Annotated in this window: 17 protein-coding genes and 1 pseudogene; 11 read left to right on the forward strand and 7 right to left on the reverse strand. The window is 64.0% G+C overall.

Annotated elements, in window-relative coordinates; genetic code table 11:
* Positions 1 to 107: 107 nt before the first annotated feature.
* The gene (locus ACGLHT_RS19710; RefSeq protein ID WP_085614260.1) at positions 108 to 713 is read left to right on the forward strand and encodes a flavin reductase family protein; all 606 of its coding nucleotides are present in this window, start codon (positions 108 to 110) and stop codon (positions 711 to 713) included.
* Here the strand turns inward: ACGLHT_RS19710 and ACGLHT_RS19715 are convergent, their stop codons facing one another.
* Both ACGLHT_RS19715 and ACGLHT_RS19720 read right to left on the reverse strand, forming a co-directional pair.
* Complete coding sequence (locus ACGLHT_RS19715; protein ID WP_015271637.1) at positions 714 to 980, reverse strand: hypothetical protein; 267 nt, start codon at positions 978 to 980, stop codon at positions 714 to 716.
* 130 nt (positions 981 to 1,110) lie between these two features.
* Positions 1,111 to 1,404: a putative quinol monooxygenase gene (locus ACGLHT_RS19720; protein ID WP_137162335.1), complete on the reverse strand. Its 294-nt coding sequence runs from the start codon at positions 1,402 to 1,404 to the stop codon at positions 1,111 to 1,113.
* A 202-nt stretch (positions 1,405 to 1,606) separates the two neighbouring features.
* Here ACGLHT_RS19720 and ACGLHT_RS19725 point away from each other — a divergent pair, with 202 nt between their 5' ends.
* On the forward strand, positions 1,607 to 2,527 hold the full coding sequence (locus tag ACGLHT_RS19725; RefSeq protein WP_025340474.1) for an AraC family transcriptional regulator: 921 nt from the start codon (positions 1,607 to 1,609) through the stop codon (positions 2,525 to 2,527).
* A gap of 134 nt (positions 2,528 to 2,661) precedes the next feature.
* Here the strand turns inward: ACGLHT_RS19725 and ACGLHT_RS19730 are convergent, their stop codons facing one another.
* Positions 2,662 to 4,299, reverse strand: a complete 1,638-nt coding sequence (locus ACGLHT_RS19730) for a 5-guanidino-2-oxopentanoate decarboxylase (protein ID WP_137162336.1) — start codon at positions 4,297 to 4,299, stop codon at positions 2,662 to 2,664.
* A gap of 114 nt (positions 4,300 to 4,413) precedes the next feature.
* Here ACGLHT_RS19730 and ACGLHT_RS19735 point away from each other — a divergent pair, with 114 nt between their 5' ends.
* Positions 4,414 to 5,289 (forward strand): LysR substrate-binding domain-containing protein, encoded by an 876-nt coding sequence (locus tag ACGLHT_RS19735; protein WP_274078312.1) that lies wholly within the window; start codon positions 4,414 to 4,416, stop codon positions 5,287 to 5,289.
* Positions 5,290 to 5,489: 200 nt separating this feature from the next.
* On the opposite strand, the gene ACGLHT_RS19740 is transcribed toward ACGLHT_RS19735, so the two are convergent.
* On the reverse strand, positions 5,490 to 6,104 hold the full coding sequence (locus ACGLHT_RS19740; protein WP_274120344.1) for an NAD(P)-dependent oxidoreductase: 615 nt from the start codon (positions 6,102 to 6,104) through the stop codon (positions 5,490 to 5,492).
* 27 nt (positions 6,105 to 6,131) lie between these two features.
* Positions 6,132 to 7,007: an MBL fold metallo-hydrolase gene (locus ACGLHT_RS19745; protein WP_274120345.1), complete on the reverse strand. Its 876-nt coding sequence runs from the start codon at positions 7,005 to 7,007 to the stop codon at positions 6,132 to 6,134.
* Between the two features lie 103 nt (positions 7,008 to 7,110).
* Between ACGLHT_RS19745 and ACGLHT_RS19750 the strand changes: the two genes are divergently transcribed.
* A complete protein-coding gene (locus ACGLHT_RS19750; protein WP_025340479.1) occupies positions 7,111 to 8,016 on the forward strand; it encodes a LysR family transcriptional regulator in 906 nt (301 codons plus the stop codon).
* A gap of 133 nt (positions 8,017 to 8,149) precedes the next feature.
* Here the strand turns inward: ACGLHT_RS19750 and ACGLHT_RS19755 are convergent, their stop codons facing one another.
* Entirely contained in the window at positions 8,150 to 9,019 is an 870-nt protein-coding gene (locus tag ACGLHT_RS19755; RefSeq protein ID WP_025340480.1) for an oxaloacetate decarboxylase, read from the reverse strand.
* A gap of 439 nt (positions 9,020 to 9,458) precedes the next feature.
* Between ACGLHT_RS19755 and ACGLHT_RS19760 the strand changes: the two genes are divergently transcribed.
* The gene (locus ACGLHT_RS19760) at positions 9,459 to 10,910 is read left to right on the forward strand and encodes an MDR family MFS transporter (RefSeq protein WP_137162341.1); all 1,452 of its coding nucleotides are present in this window, start codon (positions 9,459 to 9,461) and stop codon (positions 10,908 to 10,910) included.
* A gap of 221 nt (positions 10,911 to 11,131) precedes the next feature.
* Here ACGLHT_RS19760 and ttgR read toward each other — a convergent pair.
* Positions 11,132 to 11,765: pseudogene (gene ttgR / locus ACGLHT_RS19765) on the reverse strand (efflux transport transcriptional regulator TtgR).
* A gap of 258 nt (positions 11,766 to 12,023) precedes the next feature.
* Here ttgR and ttgA point away from each other — a divergent pair.
* From ttgA to ACGLHT_RS19795, 6 genes are all read left to right on the forward strand, one after another.
* Positions 12,024 to 13,178 carry a toluene efflux RND transporter periplasmic adaptor subunit TtgA gene (gene ttgA, locus ACGLHT_RS19770; RefSeq protein WP_025340483.1) on the forward strand — a complete coding sequence of 385 codons (1,155 nt, stop codon included), beginning with the start codon at positions 12,024 to 12,026 and terminating at the stop codon, positions 13,176 to 13,178.
* 3 nt (positions 13,179 to 13,181) lie between these two features.
* On the forward strand, positions 13,182 to 16,334 hold the full coding sequence (ttgB, locus tag ACGLHT_RS19775; protein WP_075046219.1) for a multidrug efflux RND transporter permease subunit TtgB: 3,153 nt from the start codon (positions 13,182 to 13,184) through the stop codon (positions 16,332 to 16,334).
* A complete protein-coding gene (locus ACGLHT_RS19780; RefSeq protein WP_025340485.1) occupies positions 16,331 to 17,788 on the forward strand; it encodes an AdeC/AdeK/OprM family multidrug efflux complex outer membrane factor in 1,458 nt (485 codons plus the stop codon). The genes ttgB and ACGLHT_RS19780 overlap by 4 nt, the downstream gene beginning before the upstream one ends.
* A 359-nt stretch (positions 17,789 to 18,147) precedes the next feature.
* Complete coding sequence (locus ACGLHT_RS19785; protein ID WP_137162342.1) at positions 18,148 to 19,404, forward strand: OprD family porin; 1,257 nt, start codon at positions 18,148 to 18,150, stop codon at positions 19,402 to 19,404.
* A gap of 183 nt (positions 19,405 to 19,587) precedes the next feature.
* Positions 19,588 to 20,511 carry a LysR family transcriptional regulator gene (locus tag ACGLHT_RS19790; RefSeq protein WP_137162343.1) on the forward strand — a complete coding sequence of 308 codons (924 nt, stop codon included), beginning with the start codon at positions 19,588 to 19,590 and terminating at the stop codon, positions 20,509 to 20,511.
* A gap of 194 nt (positions 20,512 to 20,705) precedes the next feature.
* On the forward strand, positions 20,706 to 21,218 hold the full coding sequence (locus tag ACGLHT_RS19795) for a DUF962 domain-containing protein (protein WP_025340488.1): 513 nt from the start codon (positions 20,706 to 20,708) through the stop codon (positions 21,216 to 21,218).
* The last annotated feature ends 172 nt before the right edge of the window (positions 21,219 to 21,390 follow it).

Here is a 21,390-nt window from a genome sequence, read left to right on the forward strand (position 1 = left end):
AGCACCCAGCCCGGCTTCGGCCGGGCTTGATCATTTGCAGGCGGGCACAGGCTTGGCACACTAGGCGTCTTGTCCACCAGGAGGTAGGGCCAGCAAGCCCAGCACAGATGTATTACTACGAACCCGCAAAAGGCCACGGCCTGCCCCACGACCCGTTCAACGCCATCGTCGGCCCCCGCCCTATCGGCTGGATCTCCTCACAGGACCGCGAAGGCCGCCTGAACCTGGCACCCTACAGCTTCTTCAACGCCTTCAACTACATTCCGCCAATCATCGGTTTCTGCAGCGTCGGGCGCAAAGACAGCCTGAACAACATCGAGCAGACCGGCGAATTCGTCTGGAACCTGGCAACCCGCCCGTTGGCCGAGCAGATGAACCAGAGCTGCGCACCGGTTGCCGCCGAGATAAACGAATTCGAACTGAGCGGCCTCACCGCCAAGCCGTCGAGCATCGTCAACGTGCCGCGTGTCGGCGAAACCCCGGTGGCCTTCGAGTGCAAGGTCAGCCAGATTGTCCAGCTCAAGCGGGCCGACCAGGAACTGGTGCCCAGCTGGCTGATCCTGGGTGAAGTGGTGGCGGTGCACATTGCCGAGCACCTGTTGAAGAACGGTATCTACGATACCGCTGCTGCCGAGCCGATCCTGCGTGGCGGTGGCCCGGCAGACTATTTCGAGCTGGGCAACCTGTTCAAGATGGCCCGCCCGCCGGCCTGATCACCAGATCAGCTCACCCTCTTCGCTGACGCCCTGCAGGCGTTGCAGCTCGGCCGTGGCCGCTTCATCGGCGGCCACGGCGCCCTTGAACACCTGGCCGTCGAGAATCTTGTGAAAGCGCGGCGCGCCGCCCATGCCCAGGGCCTTGACCGCGATGGCCGCGTTGTAGCCGCCACCTTCCACCGGGACCATCGCCGAAACCGCTTCGAAATGCGGGAATTCTCTACGTGCCATGTTGCTATCTACCTGGTTGATCAAGGGCAGCATCTTACCCTATTCACCTGTACCGGCCCTATCGCCGGCAAGCCAGCTCCCACAGGTACTGCACCGCCCTCAAGACCTGTGATGCCCCTGTGGGAGCTGGCTTGCCGGCGATGAGGCCAGAACAGGCAATACCTCAATCAAAGGTATGCAGATCCAGGCTGCTGACCACCTGTTCTTGCACCAACTCACCAAACGCTTCCAGCGTCGGCGAAGCAAAGTAGCCAGTCATCGCCTGCTGGTCTTGCCAGCTGCCACTGAGCAACCATAAATCGGCATCAGCCTGCGAACGCTGCACCGTGAAACTCAGGCAGCCCGGTGCCCGCAACGAGGGCTCGAGCAGGTCACGCAGGCGCGCGCCCAGCTCCGCCGAGCGCCCGCTGCTGGCACGGATGAAAGCAAGGTGGGTGACCGGTTGTGTCGGGGTCATTGCACAATCTCCTTGAAGCAGGCGGACGGAAAAGCCAGGCTGCCAAGGTTAGGGCCTCACCCGCGCGACGCGTTAGGCCATTACTGCTCGCCGATTGCCTGATCCTGCAGCGCGGCAGGATCAGGCAATCGGCGTGCAGCTTTTGACTAGCGCCCGCCATTGCCCAAACCTATGCTGCGTCGGTCAGCAGAGGAAAGCCATCATGACCACCGCCACGTCCATCGACCCTAGCCTGGAACTGCAACGCCAGGAGCTGGCCGAGCTGATCCGCCGCCACGCCGGGGAGCCCCACGGCCCGGCATCGGCCATCGATGACCTGTACCTGGTGCGCTACACCGAAAACGTGCGCTCGGTACCGACCCTGGCGCAACCCGCGCTGTGCATCCTCGCCCAGGGCAGCAAAAGCCTGTTCCTGGGTGACGAGCAGTACGCCTACGACCCGCTGCACTACATGGTGGTCTCGGTAACCTTGCCGCTTAGCGGCGTAAAGCTCGACGCCAGCCCCGAGCACCCGAGCCTTGGCCTGCGCATGGACCTGGACCCGGCCGAAATCAGCCAGCTGATCGCCGAAAGCGGGCCGATGCTGGTGCCCAACCGGCCTTCCGGTCGTGGCTTGTATGTGGAAAGAACCGATGCCGCGTTGCTCGACGCCTTGCTGCGGCTGATACGCCTGCTGGACACCCCTCGCGACATCGCGATGCTCGCGCCGCTGTTCCGTCGGGAGATCCTGTACCGCCTGCTGCGCGGGCCGCAGGGCTATCGGTTGTACGAAATCGCCTTGGCCAACAGCCAGACCCACCGGGTTTGCCAGGCCATTACCTGGCTCAACCAGAACTACCAACTGCCTTTGCGCATCGAGGACCTGGCGCGGGAGGTCAACCTCAGCACCTCGACCTTGCACCACCGGTTCAAGGCCGTGACGTCGATGAGCCCGTTGCAGTATCAGAAGCAACTGCGCCTGCAGGAGGCGCGGCGCTTGATGCTGAATGACGGGCTCGAGGCGGCGGTGGCGGCCTACCGGGTGGGGTATGAAAGCCCGTCACAGTTCAGCCGTGAATACAGCCGGCTGTATGGCGCGCCGCCGATTCGTGATGTGGCGAGGTTGCGGGCGACTGCTGGCTGAGTTTGGCTTTGCCTGTGCCGGCCCTTTCGCGGGTAAACCCGCTCCCACAGGTTTTGCACAGATTCTGAAAACTGTGCAGTACCTGTGGGAGCGGGTTCACCCGCGAAAGGGCCGGTACAGACAATAGCTTCACTTCAACCCAACACAGCCCCCTGCCACTGATTCTGGTCAACCTGGATCAAGGTCGGCCCCTTGCGCTCCACTGCCTGCCCCAACGCCACCTGCAGCTGAGCCACTTCTGCCACCTGCTCCGCCGCCGCGCCCAAGGCCCGCGCCACACCGATGAAGTCTGGCGTATGGATATCCACCCCGACTGGCTCGATCGCCCGGTTGACCATGTACTTCTTGATTTCCTCGTACCCCTGGTTATTCCACAGCAGCACGATCAGCGGCACCTGCGCTTCCACCGCGCTTGCCAGCTCCGGCAAGGTGAACTGCAAACCGCCATCACCAATCAGGCACACCGCAGGCGCACGCTCACCGACCTGCTCCGCGCTGCCCAGCCAGGCGCCCATGGCCGCCGGCAATGCATAACCCAAGGTGCCGTAGCCGGTCGAGGCATTGAACCAACGGCGTGGCTGGTCCATGTCCAGGGTCAGGTTGCCGGTGTACACCGGTTGGGTCGAATCGCCCACCAGAATGGCATTGGGCAGGCGCTCGAGAATTGCGTTCAGCAAGCGCGTCTGGCTCAGGGTCGGCTGGTCCCAACCTGCCGCCAGTGCCTGGCGCAGCTTGGCCACCCGGGCCGCGCCCCACGTGCTTTCACGCACGGGTTGCGGCAGCGCCTGCAAGGCACCGAGCAGCGCCTCGGCGGCCAGTTCGGCATCGGCCACCAGCGACAGCGCCGGCAGGTAATTGCGCACGGTCTGGTCCGGGTCGATGTCGATGCGCAACAGGCTGCCCGGGATCTCGAATCCACCTTTGAAGGTGACGTCATAGTCGGTTTCGGCCAGTTCGGTGCCGATCGCCAGCACCACATCGGCCTCGGCCACCAGCGCCCGGGTGGCTGGCAGTGACTGGGTCGAGCCAATCTGCAGCGGGTGGCTGGCCGGCAGCAGCCCCTTGGCATTGATGGTCAGCGCCACCGGCGCCTGCAGGTGTTCGGCCAGGCGCGCCAGCGCAGCGCCCGCGGCCAATGCGCCGCCCCCGGCCAGGATCAATGGCCGCCGTGCATTGGCCAGGCGCTCGGCCATCTGCGCCACTGCCTGCGGCGCTGCCCCCGCCCGGCTGCTGCGCACCACGCGCCCCGGCAGCAGGTGATCGGCCGGTTCGACCAGCACGTCGAGCGGGATCTCGATATGCACCGGGCGCGGGCGGGCGCCTTCGAACACGGCGAATGCCCGGGCCAGCACCTGCGGCAGGTCATCGGCACTCATCAGGGTGTGGGAAAACGCCGCCACACCCGACACCAGCGCTGCCTGGTTGGGCAACTCGTGCAGCTTGCCGCGGCCACCGCCCAGCTGGTCGCGGGCCTGCACGCTGGAAATCACCAGCATCGGGATCGAGTCGGCATAGGCCTGGCCCATGGCGGTGGTGATGTTGGTCATGCCCGGGCCGGTGATGATGAAGCACACCCCGGGCTTGCCGCGGGTCCGCGCATAGCCGTCGGCCATGAACCCGGCCCCCTGCTCGTGGCGCGGGGTGACATGGCGGATGGACGAGCCCGCCAGGCCGCGGTAGAGCTCCACGGTATGTACACCAGGAATGCCGAAGACATGGTCAACGCCATAGCCTTCAAGGAGTTTTACCAGTACTTCGCCGCAGGTTGCCATCGGGTTTCACCATGAATCTTGGTTGGGTTATGCCCTTATTGGACCCAGCCACGGCTATCGCCACAATGCAAAAAAACACATACTAGCCATGTCCTGTAATCATGGCTCAGCACAATGAAACGCCTCCCGCCCCTGCCCGCCCTGCATACCTTCCTGGTCACCGCCCAGCACTGCAATTTCACCCGTGCCGGGCAGCAGTTGCATATCACCCAGGGCGCCGTCAGCCGACAGATCGCGGCCCTCGAAGAGCATCTGGGTTATGCCTTGTTCCAGCGCCAGGCCCGTGGGCTGAGCCTGACCCGTGAAGGCCAGGACTGGCTGCCAAGGGTGCAGCAGGTGTTCGCGCTGATCGAACAAGGGGTGCGCGAGGTGGGTGGGCGCAGCACTACCTTGCAGCTCAAGGCACCGACCTGCGTGATGCGCTGGCTGCTGCCACGCCTGATGGAATGGCAGGCGCTACGCCCGGATGTGCCTGTAGAGCTGACCACTACGGTGCAACATGGAGTGGACTTTCGCCGCGAGGGTTTCGATGCGGCGGTGGTGTATGGCGATGCGCCGAACCATGGGCTGCGCGTGCGCAAGCTGTTCGATGAGCAGCTGACGCCGGTGTGCGCGCCGTCATTGCGCCAAGGGCCGGTACCGTTGCAGCAGGTCGAAGACCTGGCGCTACACATGCTGCTGCACCCGTCGCGGGATGAGCATGACTGGCGGTTGTGGCTGCAGGCAGCCGGGGTGACGCTGGGCACTCAAGGGCCGAAGCAGCATTTCGAGACGCTGGACATGGCGATGGCCATGGCCTCGCAGGGCACCGGCGTGGCCATCGGCGACTGGTCGCTGATCGGCGATGACTTGCGCGGGGGGCGGTTGTGCATGCCGTTTGCGCTGAAAGTGATGACCGGCAAGGGGTATTACCTGGTGAGCCAGGCCAAGAGCTTGCCGCCGGGGCTGGTGGAGTTGTTGGATTGGCTGGAGGGACAGGCCAGCTTCTAAGGCCCGTTTTCCCTATTCGCCGATGTGCACAAGCCCTTGTAGGAGCGGCCTTGTGTCGCGAAAGGGCTGCGCAGCAGCCCCGGCGATATTGCACTGTGGCGGATATCCTGGGGTCGCTGCGCGACCCTTTCGCGACACAAGGCCGCTCCTACAGGCGAACTGCCTGCACCAGATACATTCATGCCAACGAAGCAGGCGACTCAATAGCCGACAGTGAACCGCTGCCGCGAGTGCTGCGGCTTTTCCAGTTCGTCGAGCATGGCAATCGCGTAATCGGCAAAGGTGATCCAGCTCTTGCCATCCGCGCCGATCAACAGATGATCCTTGCCCAGCTTGTAATGACCGCTGCGATCACCTTCAACGAACTCCCCCGACGGCGACAGGAAGGCCCAGTCCAGGTTCAGCTCCCGTTGCAACGCTTCCAGAAAACGCACTCCGGCAGTGGCCTCGGCCTTGTATGCCTCGGGGAAGTCCGGGCTGTCGATCACCCGATGCCCCGACGGCAGCAACAGGCTACCGGCCCCACCTACCACCAGCAGGCGCCTGACCCCGGCCCGCTTGACCGGCTCGATGATGGCGTGTGGCTCGATGGTCGAGAAATGCGCCGCACTCAGCACCGCATCCACACCCGCGATCGCCGCTTGCAGGGCCGCGCTGTCCTTGGCATCCAGCGCCTTGACCGTCACCCCGTCCCGCCCCTGCAACCGCGACGGGTCGCGGGCGATGGCCAGCACACTGTGGCCACGGCGCCGGGCCTCTTCCAGCAACTGGCTGCCAGCGCGGCCAGTGGCACCGATGATTGCAATCTTGCTCATGGGATACTCTCCATCAGTTGAACGGAATTACCACTTCATCTCGCCCTTGGCGACCTTGGCCCCCAGCTCCAGCGAGCTTTCATCGGCCAACCCTGGGTAACGTCGCTTCATCGCCGCGATCAACGCACCGGCGTCTTTCGCCTTGGCGGTCTCGGCATCGAAATCACGAATGTAGTTCGCCGTGAAACGCACGGCCTGCAGCGATCGGCTGCTGTCTTCCAGGTAATGCCCGGGGATGACCGTGCGCGGCGCCAGCGCTTCGATGTGCGCCAGGGTGCCGAGCCAGTCGGCGTGGGACTTGGCCGTTTGCGTGTCGGCCATCCATACATGAATGTTCTCCGACACCACCACGCCACCGACCACCGCCTTGATCGACGGGATCCACACAAAACTGCGGTCAGGTTGCGGGCCGTCGAGGCCGACCACTTCGAGGGCCTGCCCTTCCAGCGTCAGGCGGTTGCCTTCGAGCACCTGCGGCAGCACCAGCCGCGCCGGCTTGTCCGCGCCCATCTGCGGGCCCCAGTAGGCCAGCTTGGCATCCATGGTCTGGCGGATATGGGCAACCGTGGCGGCCGATGCCAGCACCTTGGCCTCGGGAAAGGCCTGGGTCAGGGTATCCAGGCCGAAGTAGTAGTCCGGGTCGCCATGGCTGATGTAGATGCTGGTCAGCTGCTTGCCACCCGCCCGCAGGCGCCGCACCAGCTGCTCGGCCTGGGCCTTGCCGAACTGGGCATCGACGAGGATGGCGTCGTGCTCGCCGCTGACGATCACCGAACTGACCGGGAAGATAGCCTCATGCCCGGGGTTATATACCTCCAACCGCAAGGGGTCGGCAGCCAGCGCCGGGCCGGCCAGGGTCACACAGGCCAGCAGCAGGCCACGCAAGGGAGTGAAAAGAGACATCGCAAACGCCCGTCAGATGAACAATGCCCAACAGCTTAGTTGCCCAATCCGTGACAAAAAATGCGATGCTCGAACATAGTTTGTTTCTGAAACCGGGCAAATCATGGACCGTCTCAACGCCATGCGCGTATTCGTCACCGTCGTCGACCTGGGCAGCCAGTCGGCGGCGGCGGATCATCTGCAACTGTCCCGGCCGGTGGTGTCGCGCTACCTGGCAGAGCTGGAAGACTGGGTTGGCGCACGGCTGATGCAGCGCACCACACGCAAGCTCAGCCTCACCGCTGCCGGCCAGGAAACCCTGCCTCGCTGTCGGCAACTGCTGGAACTGGCCGGCGACCTGCAGGCCGCAGTGCAGCAGCCGGATGACGCGCCCAAGGGCGCATTGCGCATCAGCGTCAGCACCTCGTTCGGCCAGGCCCAGCTGGTGGATGCAGTGGCCGCCTACGTCCGGCGCTACCCCGGGGTGAAGGTGGAACTGCAGATGCTCGATCGCACGGTCAACCTGGTGGACGAGCGCATCGACCTGGCCATCCGCACCAGCAATGACCTGGACCCCAACCTGATCGCCCGGCGCCTAAGTGTGTGCCGCTCGGCAGTGTGTGCGGCACCGGCCTACCTGCGCGAGCACGGCACGCCGCAACGGGTCGAGGAGCTGAGCCGGCACAACTGCCTGACCCATGCCTACTTCGGCCACAGCCTGTGGCATTTCGAGGTGGCCGGCCAGCAAGTCGCCGTGCCGGTGGCGGGGAACATCAGTGCCAACGAGGCGATGACACTGCAGAAGGCGGCGCTGGCCGGCGCAGGTATCGCCATGCTGCCGACCTACCAGGCCGCGGAGGCCCTGCGCCGGGGTGAACTGGTGCGCCTGCTGCCCGAAGCCAGGCCACGCGAGCTGAACCTGAATGCGGTGTACACCTCACGCAAGCACATGCCGGCGACCTTGCGCAGCATGCTGGATTTTCTGGTGCAGCGGTTCAAGGACGAACCGGAGTGGGATCAGGACTTGTAAGGCCCATGTGGGAGCGGCCTTGCGTCGCGAAAGGACCGCGCAGCGGTCCCGGGATCTTGGCCACATCAAATATTGTCGGGGCTGCTACGCAGCCCTTTCGCGGCACAAGGCCGCTCCTACAGGGATGGCGCTGTCACTCCTCGACGCTCATGTATTCCTTGGCCCAGCGGATGTAGTCCTCGGGCTGGGTGTAGGTATGCGAGAGTTCGGTGGCGCTGAGGTTTTCCGACTTGTTCTGCTGGCCGCGCTGCAGCCGCAGGCAATCGTAGGTGGCCTTGATCGCGGCAAAGTAGGCGGCGTGACCATCGACCACGATGCGCACGCCCAGGCGTGCCAGGCGCTCGTCGTCGCGCAGGCTCGGGTTGCCGTAGGTCACCAGCATCAGCGGCACCGTCAGGTGCTCGGCAATCTGCTCGAGTTGCTCGAAGTCCTTCACCCCAACCATGCAGATACCGTCGGCTCCGGCCTTCTGGTAGCTCTGGGTACGCACGATGATTTCTTCGGTGGTGAGCACGCCAGCGTTGGTCCTGGCAATGATCGACAGCGACGAATCGACCCGCGCCTCCAGCGCCGCACGGATCTTGCCGACGCCCTCTTCAACCGGGATCAGGTCGGTGGACTTGCGCCCGAACTGGGCAGGCAGCAGGGTGTCCTCGATGGTCAGCGCAGCCACGCCGGCGCGCTCCAGTTCGATGACCGTGCGCATGACATTCAGCGCGTTGCCATAGCCGTGGTCGGCGTCAGCCAGCACCGGCAGTTGCGCCACGCGACCAATACGGGTGGCCTGCTCGACGAACTCGCTGAGGGTGATCAGGGCGAAGTCCGGTGCAGCCAGTACCTGCAACGAAGCGACCGAACCACCGAGGATGCCGACCTCGAAGCCCAGGTCTGCGGCAATGCGTGCCGACATCGGGTCGAACACCGATGCGGTGTGATAACAGGAACCTGAAGCGAGCAGCTCGCGGAAGGCAAAACGCAGATCTTGATGGGAAGCCTTGGGCATGATCACTCCGCAAAATAAGTTGAAATTCGAACGGTAACTACCGACCCCTGTAATCGGGTCTACCTGGCCTGTTCCAACCGTCGCCATCTGGGCGGTCATGCTCGACATGCAGGCAGAGGAATAAAAGGTGTGGGAGACAGCGGCGCGAAAACCTGCGGCATAATGTTGCACCAAGCTGGTGCAAGCCCCCGGTTTTCAGCCTCTGTGGCATACCAACGATATCACGCAGCCATGCAGCACTGGATGAATGCGCCAATGCCGATCTTGCATAGGGGATGCAGATAGTACATAGGAAGCTACCTAACTCAGGTTACAATTTCGGGGCCCCTTCGCGGGCATGCCCGCTCCCACAGGTACACCACAGCCTTCAAGCCCTGAGTTGTACCTGTGGGAGCGGGCGTGCCCGCGAAGAGTCTCAACCGATAAACAAGGTATCCCCGTGACCGCCGCCCTGCCCCCCACCACCCTGCGCAACGTGCTCACCGCCCTGATGCTGGCGATCTTCCTCGGCGCCCTGGACCAGACCATCGTTGCCGTCTCGCTGCCAGCGATCTCGGCGCAGTTCAACGATGTCGGCCTGCTGGCCTGGGTCATCTCCGGCTACATGGTGGCGATGACCGTGGCCGTGCCGATCTACGGCAAGCTGGGCGACCTGTACGGGCGGCGCAGGATGATCCTCACCGGCATCAGCCTGTTCACCCTGGCCTCGATCGCCTGCGCCCTGGCCCAGGACATGCAGCAGCTGGTGCTGGCCCGGGTACTGCAGGGCATTGGCGCCGGTGGCATGGTCTCGGTGAGCCAGGCGATCATCGGCGACTTCGTGCCCCCGCGAGAGCGCGGCCGCTACCAGGGCTATTTCAGCAGCATGTACGCGGTGGCCAGCGTCGCCGGGCCGGTGCTGGGCGGCTGGCTGACCGAATACCTGTCATGGCGCTGGGTGTTCTGGATCAACCTGCCGCTGGGGCTGGTTGCACTGTGGGCGATCCGCCGCGCCCTCGGCGGCATGCCGGCGCAGCGCCGCGAGGCGCAGGTGGACTACCTTGGCGCCGTGCTGCTGATTCTCGGCCTGGGTAGCCTGTTGCTGGGCATTACCCTGGTCGGCCAGGGCCACGCCTGGGCCGACCCGGCCGTGCTGGCCCTGTTCGCCTGCGCCGCGCTGGGCCTGGTGCTGTTCATCGCCCATGAGCGCCGCTGCCCGGAGCCACTGCTGCCACTCGGCCTGTTCGGCAACCGCGTGGCGGTGCTGTGCTGGGGCGTGATCTTCTTCGCCAGTTTCCAGTCGATCTCCCTGACCATGCTCATGCCGTTGCGCTACCAGGGCATCACCGGCGCCGGTGCCGACAGCGCTGCCCTACACCTCCTGCCGCTGGTGATGGGGCTGCCCATGGGTGCCTTTACCGGCGGGCGCATGACCAGCCTGACCGGGCGCTACAAGCCGCAGATCCTGGCCGGCGCACTGCTGATGCCGCTGGCCATTTTCGCCATGGCGCTGACTCCGCCGCAGTCGGCCTTGCTCAGTGCACTGTTCATGCTGCTGACCGGCATCGCGTGCGGGCTGCAGTTCCCGACCTCGCTGGTAGGCACGCAAAGCGCGGTGGACAGCAAGGATATCGGCGTGGCCACCAGCACCACCAACCTGTTCCGCTCGCTGGGCGGGGCCATGGGGGTGGCGTGCATGTCCAGCCTGCTGCTGGCGCTGCTGCACCAGGGCGGGTTCGAGTCGCTGGGTAATCCCTTGCTGGGGAGCCTGAAGGCCGGAGAAGTGGACCTGGTGACACAGGGGCGGTTGCTCGAGACGTTCCGGCAACTGTTGATGGGGAGTGCCGGGGTAGCCGTGCTGGGAATGTTTGCAGCGTTTGCATTGCCCGACCGGCAACTGCGCGGACGCTAGAAGCTACGCGATCTCTGTGGGAGCGGCCTTGTGTCGCGAAAGGGCCGCGAAGCGGCCCCAGGATTTCAGCAGTGATGCACAAATTGCCGGGGCTGCTGCGCAGCCCTATCGCGACACAAGGCCGCTCCCACAGGATCTGTGATTTGTTCAAGGTCACCCGAAAGCATTAATCCCCCCTTAACACAAAGGGGTAACACTCCCTCACAATCCTTAACAAAGTGTCATTTGCGCAGAGCCGGGCTCAAGCGCAGCATATCCAGCCCGGTGTCGACCCATTTTTCGACATCCTTCAACAGATCGACACTGTCAGGCAGCAACAGCCAGCGCCCGATCAGGCCATCGACATAGGCAAACATGGCCACCGCCGCGCGCTCGACATCCAGCTCGCCTGGCAACTGGCCCCGGCGCACGGCATTGGCCAACGCCAGGGTGATGCCCTTGTGGCAATCCAGCACCGCACCCTGGCGCTGCTGGCGAATTTCACACATGTCATCGGTGAACTCGCACTTGTGATGCAGGATTTCATTGATACGCCGGGTTCGGGCATCGAGCACCAGCTCGTTGAACACTTGCAGCAACAGCTTGCGCATGCAGCCAAGCGGGTCCACTTCGTCCTCGCTTTCGCTCGCCCGCGCCAGGTGGTCATGGGTTTCATGCAGGCTGTCGAGCAGCGCCTGCACCAACTCGGCCTTGTTGTTGAAGTGCCAGTAAATCGCCCCCCCGCGTCACACCCGCCAGTTCGGCGATGTCGGCCAGGGTGGTTCGCGCAACCCCGCGCTTGTAGAAGGCCTTTTCCGCCGCCTCGATGATCTGGGCGCGGGTTTCCTGGGCTTCTTCTTTGGTTCGACGGACCATGGCAGTACAAACCTCATCTGCCCCGAACGCGCGGCGCGTGCGGGGAACACTCCGGGGGCACCTCTGCAGGGTGCCTCGCGGAGGAGCTAATCAAGGGCTGTGGCAGTACCCAAGTACAACCCAGCGGTATTTACAAACAACCATGAATGTAAGTATATTCCTTAGCAAGCTATTTATCCACCGGATAGCAATTTTTCCAGATCAAGACTCTTCCATTACTCTTGAGCGTCTCCCAGCTCCAGCGACCCGAGGATCCTCATGCAATTCAAGCCAGCCGTTACCGCTCTGGTTTCCGCCGTCGCCCTGGCAACCCTGCTCAGTGGCTGTAAGAAAGAAGAAGCAGCGCCAGCGGCGCAGGCTCCTCAGGTCGGCGTCGTGACCATCCAGCCCCAAGCCTTCACCCTGACCTCGGAATTGCCGGGGCGTACCAGTGCCTACCGCGTCGCCGAAGTGCGCCCGCAGGTCAACGGCATCATCCTCAAGCGCCTGTTCAAGGAAGGCAGTGAGGTCAAGGAAGGCCAGCAGCTGTACCAGATCGACCCTGCCGTGTACGAAGCCACCCTGGCCAATGCCCAGGCCAACCTGCAGGCCACCCGCTCGCTGGCCGAGCGCTACAAGCAGCTGATCGACGAACAGGCTGTCTCCAAGCAGGAATACGACGACGCCAATGCCAAACGATTGCAGGCCGAGGCTTCGCTCAAAAGCGCGCAGATCGACCTGCGCTACACCAAGGTCCTGGCACCGATCAGCGGCCGTATCGGCCGTTCTTCGTTCACCGAAGGTGCACTGGTGAGCAATGGCCAGGCCAACGCCATGGCCACCATCCAGCAACTCGACCCGATCTACGTCGACGTCACCCAGTCCACCGCCGAGCTGCTCAAGCTGCGCCGTGACCTGGAAAGCGGCCAGCTGCAAAAGGCCGGCGACAACGCCGCCTCGGTGCAGTTGGTGCTGGAAGACGGCAGCCTGTTCAAGCAGGAAGGCCGCCTGGAGTTCTCCGAAGTCGCGGTCGACGAGACCACCGGCTCGGTCACCCTGCGCGCCCTGTTCCCCAACCCCGATCACACCCTGCTGCCAGGCATGTTCGTGCATGCGCGGCTCAAGGCCGGGGTCAACGCCAACGCCATCCTGGCCCCGCAACAGGGCGTGACCCGCGACCTGAAAGGCGCGCCGACCGCGCTGGTGGTCAACCAGGAGAACAAGGTCGAACTGCGCCAGCTCAAGGCCAACCGTACCCTGGGCAGCGACTGGCTGATCGAGGAAGGCCTGAACCCGGGCGACCGCCTGATCACCGAAGGGCTGCAGTACGTGCGCCCGGGCGTCGAGGTCAAGGTCAGCGAAGCCACCAACGTCAAGAAGCCGGCCAGCCCTGTTCAGGCCAACGCGGCGAAAGCAGACGCCAAAGCGGAGTAAACCATGTCGAAGTTCTTTATCGATCGCCCGATCTTCGCCTGGGTGATCGCCTTGGTGATCATGCTGGTCGGCGCCTTGTCGATCCTGAAGCTGCCGATCAACCAGTACCCCAGCATCGCGCCGCCGGCCATCGCCATCGCCGTGACCTACCCGGGCGCCTCGGCGCAAACCGTGCAGGACACCGTGGTACAGGTGATCGAGCAGCAGCTCAACGGTATCGACAACCTGCGTTATGTGTCGTCGGAAAGTAACTCCGACGGCAGCATGACCATTACCGCCACCTTCGAGCAGGGCACCAACCCAGACACCGCGCAGGTGCAGGTGCAGAACAAGCTGAACCTGGCCACCCCGCTGCTGCCGCAGGAAGTGCAGCAGCAAGGTATCCGCGTCACCAAGGCAGTGAAGAACTTCCTGCTGGTGATCGGCCTGGTGTCCGAAGACGGCAGCATGACCAAGGACGACCTGGCCAACTACATCGTCTCCAACATGCAGGACCCGATCTCGCGTACCGCGGGTGTGGGTGACTTCCAGGTGTTCGGTGCGCAATACGCCATGCGTATCTGGCTCGATCCGGCCAAGCTGAACAAGTTCCAGCTGACCCCGGTCGACGTCAAGACCGCCGTGGCCGCGCAGAACGTGCAGGTGTCCTCCGGCCAGCTCGGCGGCCTGCCGGCCATGCCGGGTACCCAGCTGAACGCCACCATCATCGGCAAGACCCGCCTGCAGACTGCCGAGCAGTTCGAGAAGATCCTGCTCAAGGTCAACAGCGACGGTTCGCAGGTGCGTCTGGGTGATGTCGCCCAGGTTGGCCTGGGTGGTGAAAACTATGCCGTCAGCGCCCAGTTCAACGGCAAGCCGGCCTCCGGCCTGGCAGTAAAACTGGCCACCGGTGCCAACGCCCTGGACACCGCCAAGGCCCTGCGCCAGACCATCGCCGACCTGGAACCGTTCTTCCCGCCTGGGGTGAAAGCAGTATTCCCGTATGACACCACCCCGGTGGTCACCGAATCGATCAGTGGCGTTATCCACACCCTGATCGAAGCCGTGGTCCTGGTGTTCCTGGTGATGTACCTGTTCCTGCAGAACTTCCGCGCCACCATCATCACCACCATGACCGTACCGGTTGTGTTGCTGGGTACCTTCGGCATCCTTGCCGCTGCCGGCTTCAGCATCAACACCCTGACCATGTTCGCCATGGTCCTGGCCATCGGCCTGCTGGTGGACGACGCCATCGTCGTGGTGGAGAACGTCGAGCGGGTGATGTCCGAGGAAGGCTTGCCGCCCAAGGAAGCGACCAAGCGCTCGATGGAGCAGATCCAGGGTGCCCTGGTAGGTATCGCCCTGGTGCTGTCGGCGGTACTGCTGCCCATGGCGTTCTTCGGCGGCTCCACGGGTGTGATCTACCGGCAGTTCTCCATCACCATCGTCTCGGCCATGGGCCTGTCGGTGCTGGTGGCGCTCATCTTCACCCCGGCCCTGTGCGCCACCATGCTCAAGCCGCTGAAGAAGGGCGAGCACCATGTGGCCAAGCGTGGCTTCTTTGGCTGGTTCAACCGCAACTTCGACCGCAGCGTAACCGGCTACGAGCGCAGCGTGGGCACCATCCTGCGCAACAAGGTACCGTTCCTGCTGGCCTACGCGCTGATCGTGGTCGGCATGATCTGGCTGTTCGCCCGCATCCCTACCGCGTTCCTGCCGGAAGAAGACCAGGGCGTATTGTTCGCCCAGGTACAGACCCCGGCCGGCTCCAGTGCCGAGCGCACCCAGGTGGTGGTCGACCAGATGCGTGAGTACCTGCTCAGCGAAGAGGCCGACACCGTGGCTTCGGTGTTCACCGTCAACGGCTTCAACTTCGCCGGCCGTGGCCAGAGCTCGGGTATGGCGTTCATCATGCTCAAGCCGTGGGATGAGCGCTCCAAGGAAAACAGCGTGTTCGCCCTTGCCCAGCGCGCCCAGCAGCACTTCTTCACCTTCCGCGATGCGATGGTGTTCGCCTTTGCCCCGCCTGCGGTGCTCGAACTGGGTAACGCCACCGGCTTCGACGTGTTCCTGCAGGACCGCGGCGGTGTCGGCCATGCCAAGCTGATGGAAGCGCGCAACCAGTTCCTGGCCAAGGCCGCGCAGAGCAAGATCCTCAGCGCCGTGCGCCCGAACGGCCTGAACGATGAGCCGCAGTACCAGCTGACCATTGATGACGAGCGTGCCAGCGCCCTGGGCGTGACCATCGCCGACATCAACAACACCCTGTCGATTGCCCTGGGTGCCAGCTACGTCAACGACTTCATCGACCGTGGCCGGGTCAAGAAGGTGTACATCCAGGGCGAGCCGAACGCGCGGATGAGCCCGGAAGACCTGCAGAAGTGGTACGTGCGCAATGGCGCCGGCGAAATGGTGCCGTTCTCCTCCTTCGCCAAGGGCGAATGGACCTACGGTTCGCCGAAGCTGTCGCGTTACAACGGCGTCGAGGCAATGGAAATCCTCGGTGCTCCGGCCCCGGGCTACAGTACCGGTGAAGCCATGGCCGAGGTCGAGCGCATTGCTGGCGAACTGCCAAGCGGCATCGGCTTCTCCTGGACCGGCATGTCCTACGAGGAAAAACTCTCCGGTTCGCAGATGCCGGCACTGTTCGCCCTCTCGGTACTGTTCGTGTTCCTGTGCCTGGCAGCCCTGTACGAAAGCTGGTCGATCCCGATCGCCGTGGTACTGGTAGTACCGCTGGGTATCATCGGTGCCCTGATCGCCACCAGCCTGCGCGGGTTGTCCAACGACGTGTACTTCCTGGTCGGCCTGTTGACCACCATCGGCCTGGCGGCGAAAAACGCCATCCTGATCGTCGAATTCGCCAAGGAACTGCACGAGCAAGGCCGCAGCCTGTACGACGCGGCGATCGAGGCGTGCCGCATGCGTCTGCGCCCGATCATCATGACCTCGCTGGCGTTCATCCTCGGCGTGGTACCGTTGACTATCGCCAGCGGCGCCGGCGCCGGCAGCCAGCACGCCATCGGTACTGGCGTGATCGGCGGCATGATCAGTGCGACCGTGCTGGCTATCTTCTGGGTACCACTGTTCTTCGTCGCAGTGTCGTCACTGTTCGGCAGCAAAGAGCCGGAAAAAGACGTCACCCCTGAAACTCCACGTTATGAGGCTGGGCAATGACCAAGTCTTTGTTGTCCCTGGCAGTAACCGCTTTCATTCTTGGCGGCTGCTCACTGATCCCTGACTACCAGACCCCGGAATCGCCGGTGGCTGCGCAGTGGCCGCAAGGCCCTGCGTACTCGCCGACGCAATCGGCGGAAGTTGCCGCCGCCGAGCAGGGCTGGCGCCAGTTCTTCCACGACCCGGCGCTGCAGCAACTGATCCAGACTTCGCTGGTCAACAACCGCGACCTGCGCGTTGCCGCGTTGAACATCGACGCCTACCGTGCGCAGTACCGCATCCAGCGTGCCGACCTGTTCCCGGCGGTTTCGGCCACCGGCAGCGGCAGCCGCCAGCGCGTACCGGCGAACATGTCGCAGACGGGCGAAGCGGGCATCACCAGCCAGTACTCGGCCACCCTGGGCGTCAGCGCCTATGAGCTGGACCTGTTCGGCCGCGTGCGCAGCCTGACCGAGCAGGCCCTGGAAACCTACCTGTCCAGCGAGCAGGCGCGTCGCTCCACGCAGATCAGCCTGGTGGCCAGCGTGGCCAACGCCTACTACACCTGGCAGGCCGACCAGGCGCTGTTCAAGCTGACCGAAGAAACGCTGAAGACCTACGAGGAAAGCTACAACCTCACCCGTCGCAGCAACGAAGTCGGCGTAGCCTCGGCACTCGACGTCAGCCAGGCGCGTACCGCCGTGGAAGGCGCCCGGGTCAAGTACTCGCAGTACCAGCGCCTGGTCGCCCAGGACGTCAACAGCCTGACCGTGCTGCTGGGCACCGGCATTCCCGCCGACCTGGCCAAGCCGCTGGAGCTCAATGCCGATCAACTGGCCGAAGTACCGGCCGGCCTGCCGTCGGACATCCTCCAGCGTCGCCCGGACATCCAGGAAGCCGAGCACCTGCTCAAGGCCGCCAACGCCAACATTGGCGCGGCCCGCGCAGCGTTCTTCCCGAGCATCAGCCTGACCGCCAATGCCGGCAGCCTGAGCCCCGACATGGGCCACCTGTTCTCGGGCGGCCAGGGCACCTGGCTGTTCCAGCCGCAGATCAACCTGCCGATCTTCAACGCCGGCAGCCTGAAGGCCAGCCTGGACTACTCGAAGATCCAGAAGGACATCAACGTCGCCAAGTACGAAAAGACCATCCAGACCGCCTTCCAGGAAGTCTCCGATGGCCTGGCGGCGCGCAAGACCTTCGAAGAGCAGCTGCAGGCGCAACGCGACCTGGTGCAGGCGAACCAGGACTACTACCGCCTGGCCGAACGCCGCTATCGCATCGGTATCGACAGCAACCTGACCTTCCTCGACGCCCAGCGCAACCTGTTCAGCGCCCAGCAGGCACTGATCGGCGACCGCTTGTCGCAGCTGACCAGCGAGGTCAACCTGTACAAGGCGCTTGGCGGTGGCTGGTACGAGCAGACCGGGCAGGCCAACAACCAGCAGGCAGCGGTGGAAGCACCGAAGAGCTGATTGCAGCTGTCAAAGCATCAAGCCCACCCTCGCGGTGGGCTTTTTGTTTTGTTTTGCCTGTGCTGGCCTCTTCGCGGGCTTGCCCGCTCCCACAGGGCCACCACAGTTTCCAAAGCTGTGGTGATCCTGTGGGAGCGGGCAAGCCCGCGAAGAGGCCAGCACAGGAAAAACAATTAACCAACCAGAACATTCCGTTCGATTATCGCCCGCTTCCGTTTGTGGCGAATTGCCTCACCCCAGCCCTACCCCGCACCATCCTCACACGCAACGTTGCCCCGGTTCATCCCAAAAGACCCGCACCTGCAGGCCGCACCCTGCAGCGTACCGGCTCGCCCATAAAAACAAGAGATCCACGACAGATGAGCACTTTGCAACCCGCACGCCAGCTGCTGCCCGGCCTGTTGGCCATGTCCTGCGCACTCCCCGTGTTCGCCGCCGACCAAGGTGGTTTCCTGGAGGACGCCAAGGCCACCCTCAACCTGCGCAACTTCTACATCAACCGCAACTTCGTCGACCCGGCCCACCCGCAAGCCAAGGCCGAAGAGTGGACGCAGAGCTTCATCCTCGACGCCCGCTCCGGCTTCACCCAAGGCACCGTCGGTTTCGGCGTGGACGTACTGGGCCTGTACTCGGTCAAGCTCGACGGCGGCAAAGGCACCACCAACACCCACCTGCTGCCGGTGCACGACGACGGCCGCCCGGCCGATGACTTCGGCCGCCTGGGCGTGGCACTGAAAGCCAAGCTGTCCGAAACCGAGCTGAAAGTGGGTGAATGGATGCCGGTACTGCCGATCCTGCGCTCGGACGATGGCCGCTCACTGCCGCAGACCTTCCGCGGTGGCCAGCTGACCTCGAAGGAAATCGCCGGCCTGACCCTGTACGCCGGCCAGTTCCGCGGCAACAGCCCGCGCAACGACGCCAGCATGGAAGACATGTCGCTGAACGGTAAGGCCGCATTCACCTCCGACCGTTTCAACTTTGGCGGCGGCGAGTACACCTTCAACGACAAGCGCACCATGATCGGCCTGTGGGATGCCCAGCTCAAGGACATCTACCGCCAGCAGTACTTCAACCTGGTGCACAGCCAGCCCCTGGGCGACTGGACCCTGGGCGCCAACCTGGGCTACTTCATCGGCAAGGAAGACGGCGCCGAACGCGCTGGCGAACTGGACAACCGCACCGCCTCGGCCATGCTCTCGGCGCGCTATCAGGGCCACACCTTCTACGTCGGCCTGCAGAAAGTCAGCGGCGACGACGCCTGGATGCGGGTCAACGGCACCAGCGGCGGCACCCTGGCAAACGACAGCTACAACTCCAGCTTCGACAACGCCAAGGAGCGCTCCTGGCAGGTGCGTCATGACTTCAACTTCGCCACCGTCGGCGTACCAGGCCTGACCCTGATGAACCGCTACATCAAGGGTGACAACGTCACCGCAGGCGGCGTGGACGATGGCAAGGAATGGGCGCGAGAAACCGAATTGGCCTATGTGGTGCAGTCGGGCAGCTTCAAGGACCTGTCGGTGAAGTGGCGCAACTCCACCATGCGCCGGGACTTCAGCACCAACTCGTTCGATGAGAACCGGTTGATCGTGAGTTACCCGCTGAATCTCCTCTAAGTTCTTCGCGGGACCGCACCAGCCTTGAAACTTGTGCGGTCCCTGTGGGAGCGGGCATGCCCGCGAAGAGGCCAGAAGCCCCAGCAAATAACTATAAGCTATAAATAAATCAATAAACCTTCTTTGACGACATATGCAGCAACCGCTTGAATAGGCCCCTGATCCCCGCCCCAGAGCCGTGACATGGACCTCCGTCAGCTGCGCTACTTCATCGCCCTCACCGAATACCGCAGCTTCGTCCGTGCCGCCGAGGCCATGGGCATCACCCAACCCGCCTTCAGCCGTGCCATCCAGAGCCTGGAGCACAGCTTCGGCTGCCCACTGGTCGACCGCGCCAGCAAAGCCCTGCCGCCCACCCCCGAAGGCCTGGTGGTGCTGCAACATGCCCGGCGCCTGGTACAAGGTGCCGCGCAGCTGAGCAACGAAGTGCTGCAGATGACCAAGCTCGACGCCGGCGAGCTGCATTTCGGCAGCGGCCCGGCGCTGGCCGTGCGCCTGGTGCCCGATGCCCTGCGCCACTTTATCGAGCGCCACCCGGGCATCCGCACCTCGCTGCTGGTGGACAACGCCGAACGCCTCGGCCAGGCTCTGCGCCGCGAGCAGATCGAGTTTTTCGTCGACGATATCCGCCCGTTCGAAGCCGACCCCAACTTCCACACCGAGCCCCTTTCACCGCGCCCCGGCCTGTTCTTCTGCCGCCCGGGGCACCCATTGCTGGCCAAGGACAGCCTGTCGACCAACGACCTGTTCAGCTACCCGCTGGCCAGCGCCCTGCTCGCCGCCGGCGTGCGCAAGCGCCTGGCCAACCTGAGCGGGCGCAGCGATTTCACCCCGCACCTGCAAACCGAGCACCTGGCCGTGCTGCGCAGCGTGGTGCAGGCCAGCGATGCCATCGGCACCGCCAGCGAGGAAGCCGTGGCCGAAGACCTGGCCAGCGGCCGCCTGGTGCGCCTGCACTGGCGCAACCTGCCACCGGCGCTGGAAGTGCTGAGCGTGCGCTGTGGCGTGGTAAGCCGCAGCGGTTACCGGCTGTCGCCGGCGGCGCGAGCGATGATCGAGACGCTGGTGGGGCTGGATATGCCAGTGCGGGCTGCTGCCATTCGCTGAGCTGATGATGGTGGTGGCTGCGGGCTATCCTGATCACTATCCGGTCACAGGTTGCCTGTACTGGCCTCTTCGCGGGCTCGCCCGCTCCCACAGGTAATCCACCTGGCTTGAAAACTGTGGTGATCCTGTGGGAGCGGGCAAGCCCGCGAAGAGGCCGGTTCAGGCAAAACAAAGCTGAACAGGGAGGCACAACAATGAAAACCCTCGTCGACCACCTGAGCCAATACGCCAGCTACCACCGCGACCCACGCAACATCGCCACCCACTTCGTCGGCATCCCGATGATCGTGCTGGCGGTCACCATTCTGCTGTCGCGCCCTGGCTGGGAGGTGGCGGGCATGTGGCTTTCCCCTGCCCTGCCGGCGGCGGCGGCCTCGGTCTGGTTCTACCTGCGCCTGGACCTGCGCTTCGGCCTGGTGATGGGGTTGTTGCTTGGGCTATGCCTGTGGGTCGGCCAGGTGCTGGCGATGCAGACGACAGCGCTGTGGCTCGGTGCCGGGCTGGGGGCGTTCGTGGTGGGCTGGATCATCCAGTTCGTCGGCCATTACTACGAAGGCCGCAAGCCGGCGTTTGTCGACGATGTCAGCGGATTGATCATCGGGCCGTTGTTCGTGGTGGCAGAAGCGGCATTCATGCTCGGCCTGTGCCCGGCCCTGAAACGCGCCGTCGAGGCCAACGCCGGGCCCGTGGTGGCGCGCTCTATGTAGGAGCGGCCTTGTGTCGCGATAGGGCTGCGAAGCGGCCCCAGGGTTTCAGCTTCGCAGCCAATATTGCCGGGGCCGCTTTGCGGCCCATCGCGACGCAAGGCCGCTCCTATGTATGGACTCGCCCACACTGTCTAGCTGCTTTTGAACATAGGAACCCGGTTGCATCTATGTA

The organism is Pseudomonas sp. PsB, assembly GCF_043658375.1.
GTDB classification, from domain to species: Bacteria; Pseudomonadota; Gammaproteobacteria; order Pseudomonadales; family Pseudomonadaceae; genus Aquipseudomonas; species Aquipseudomonas putida_Z.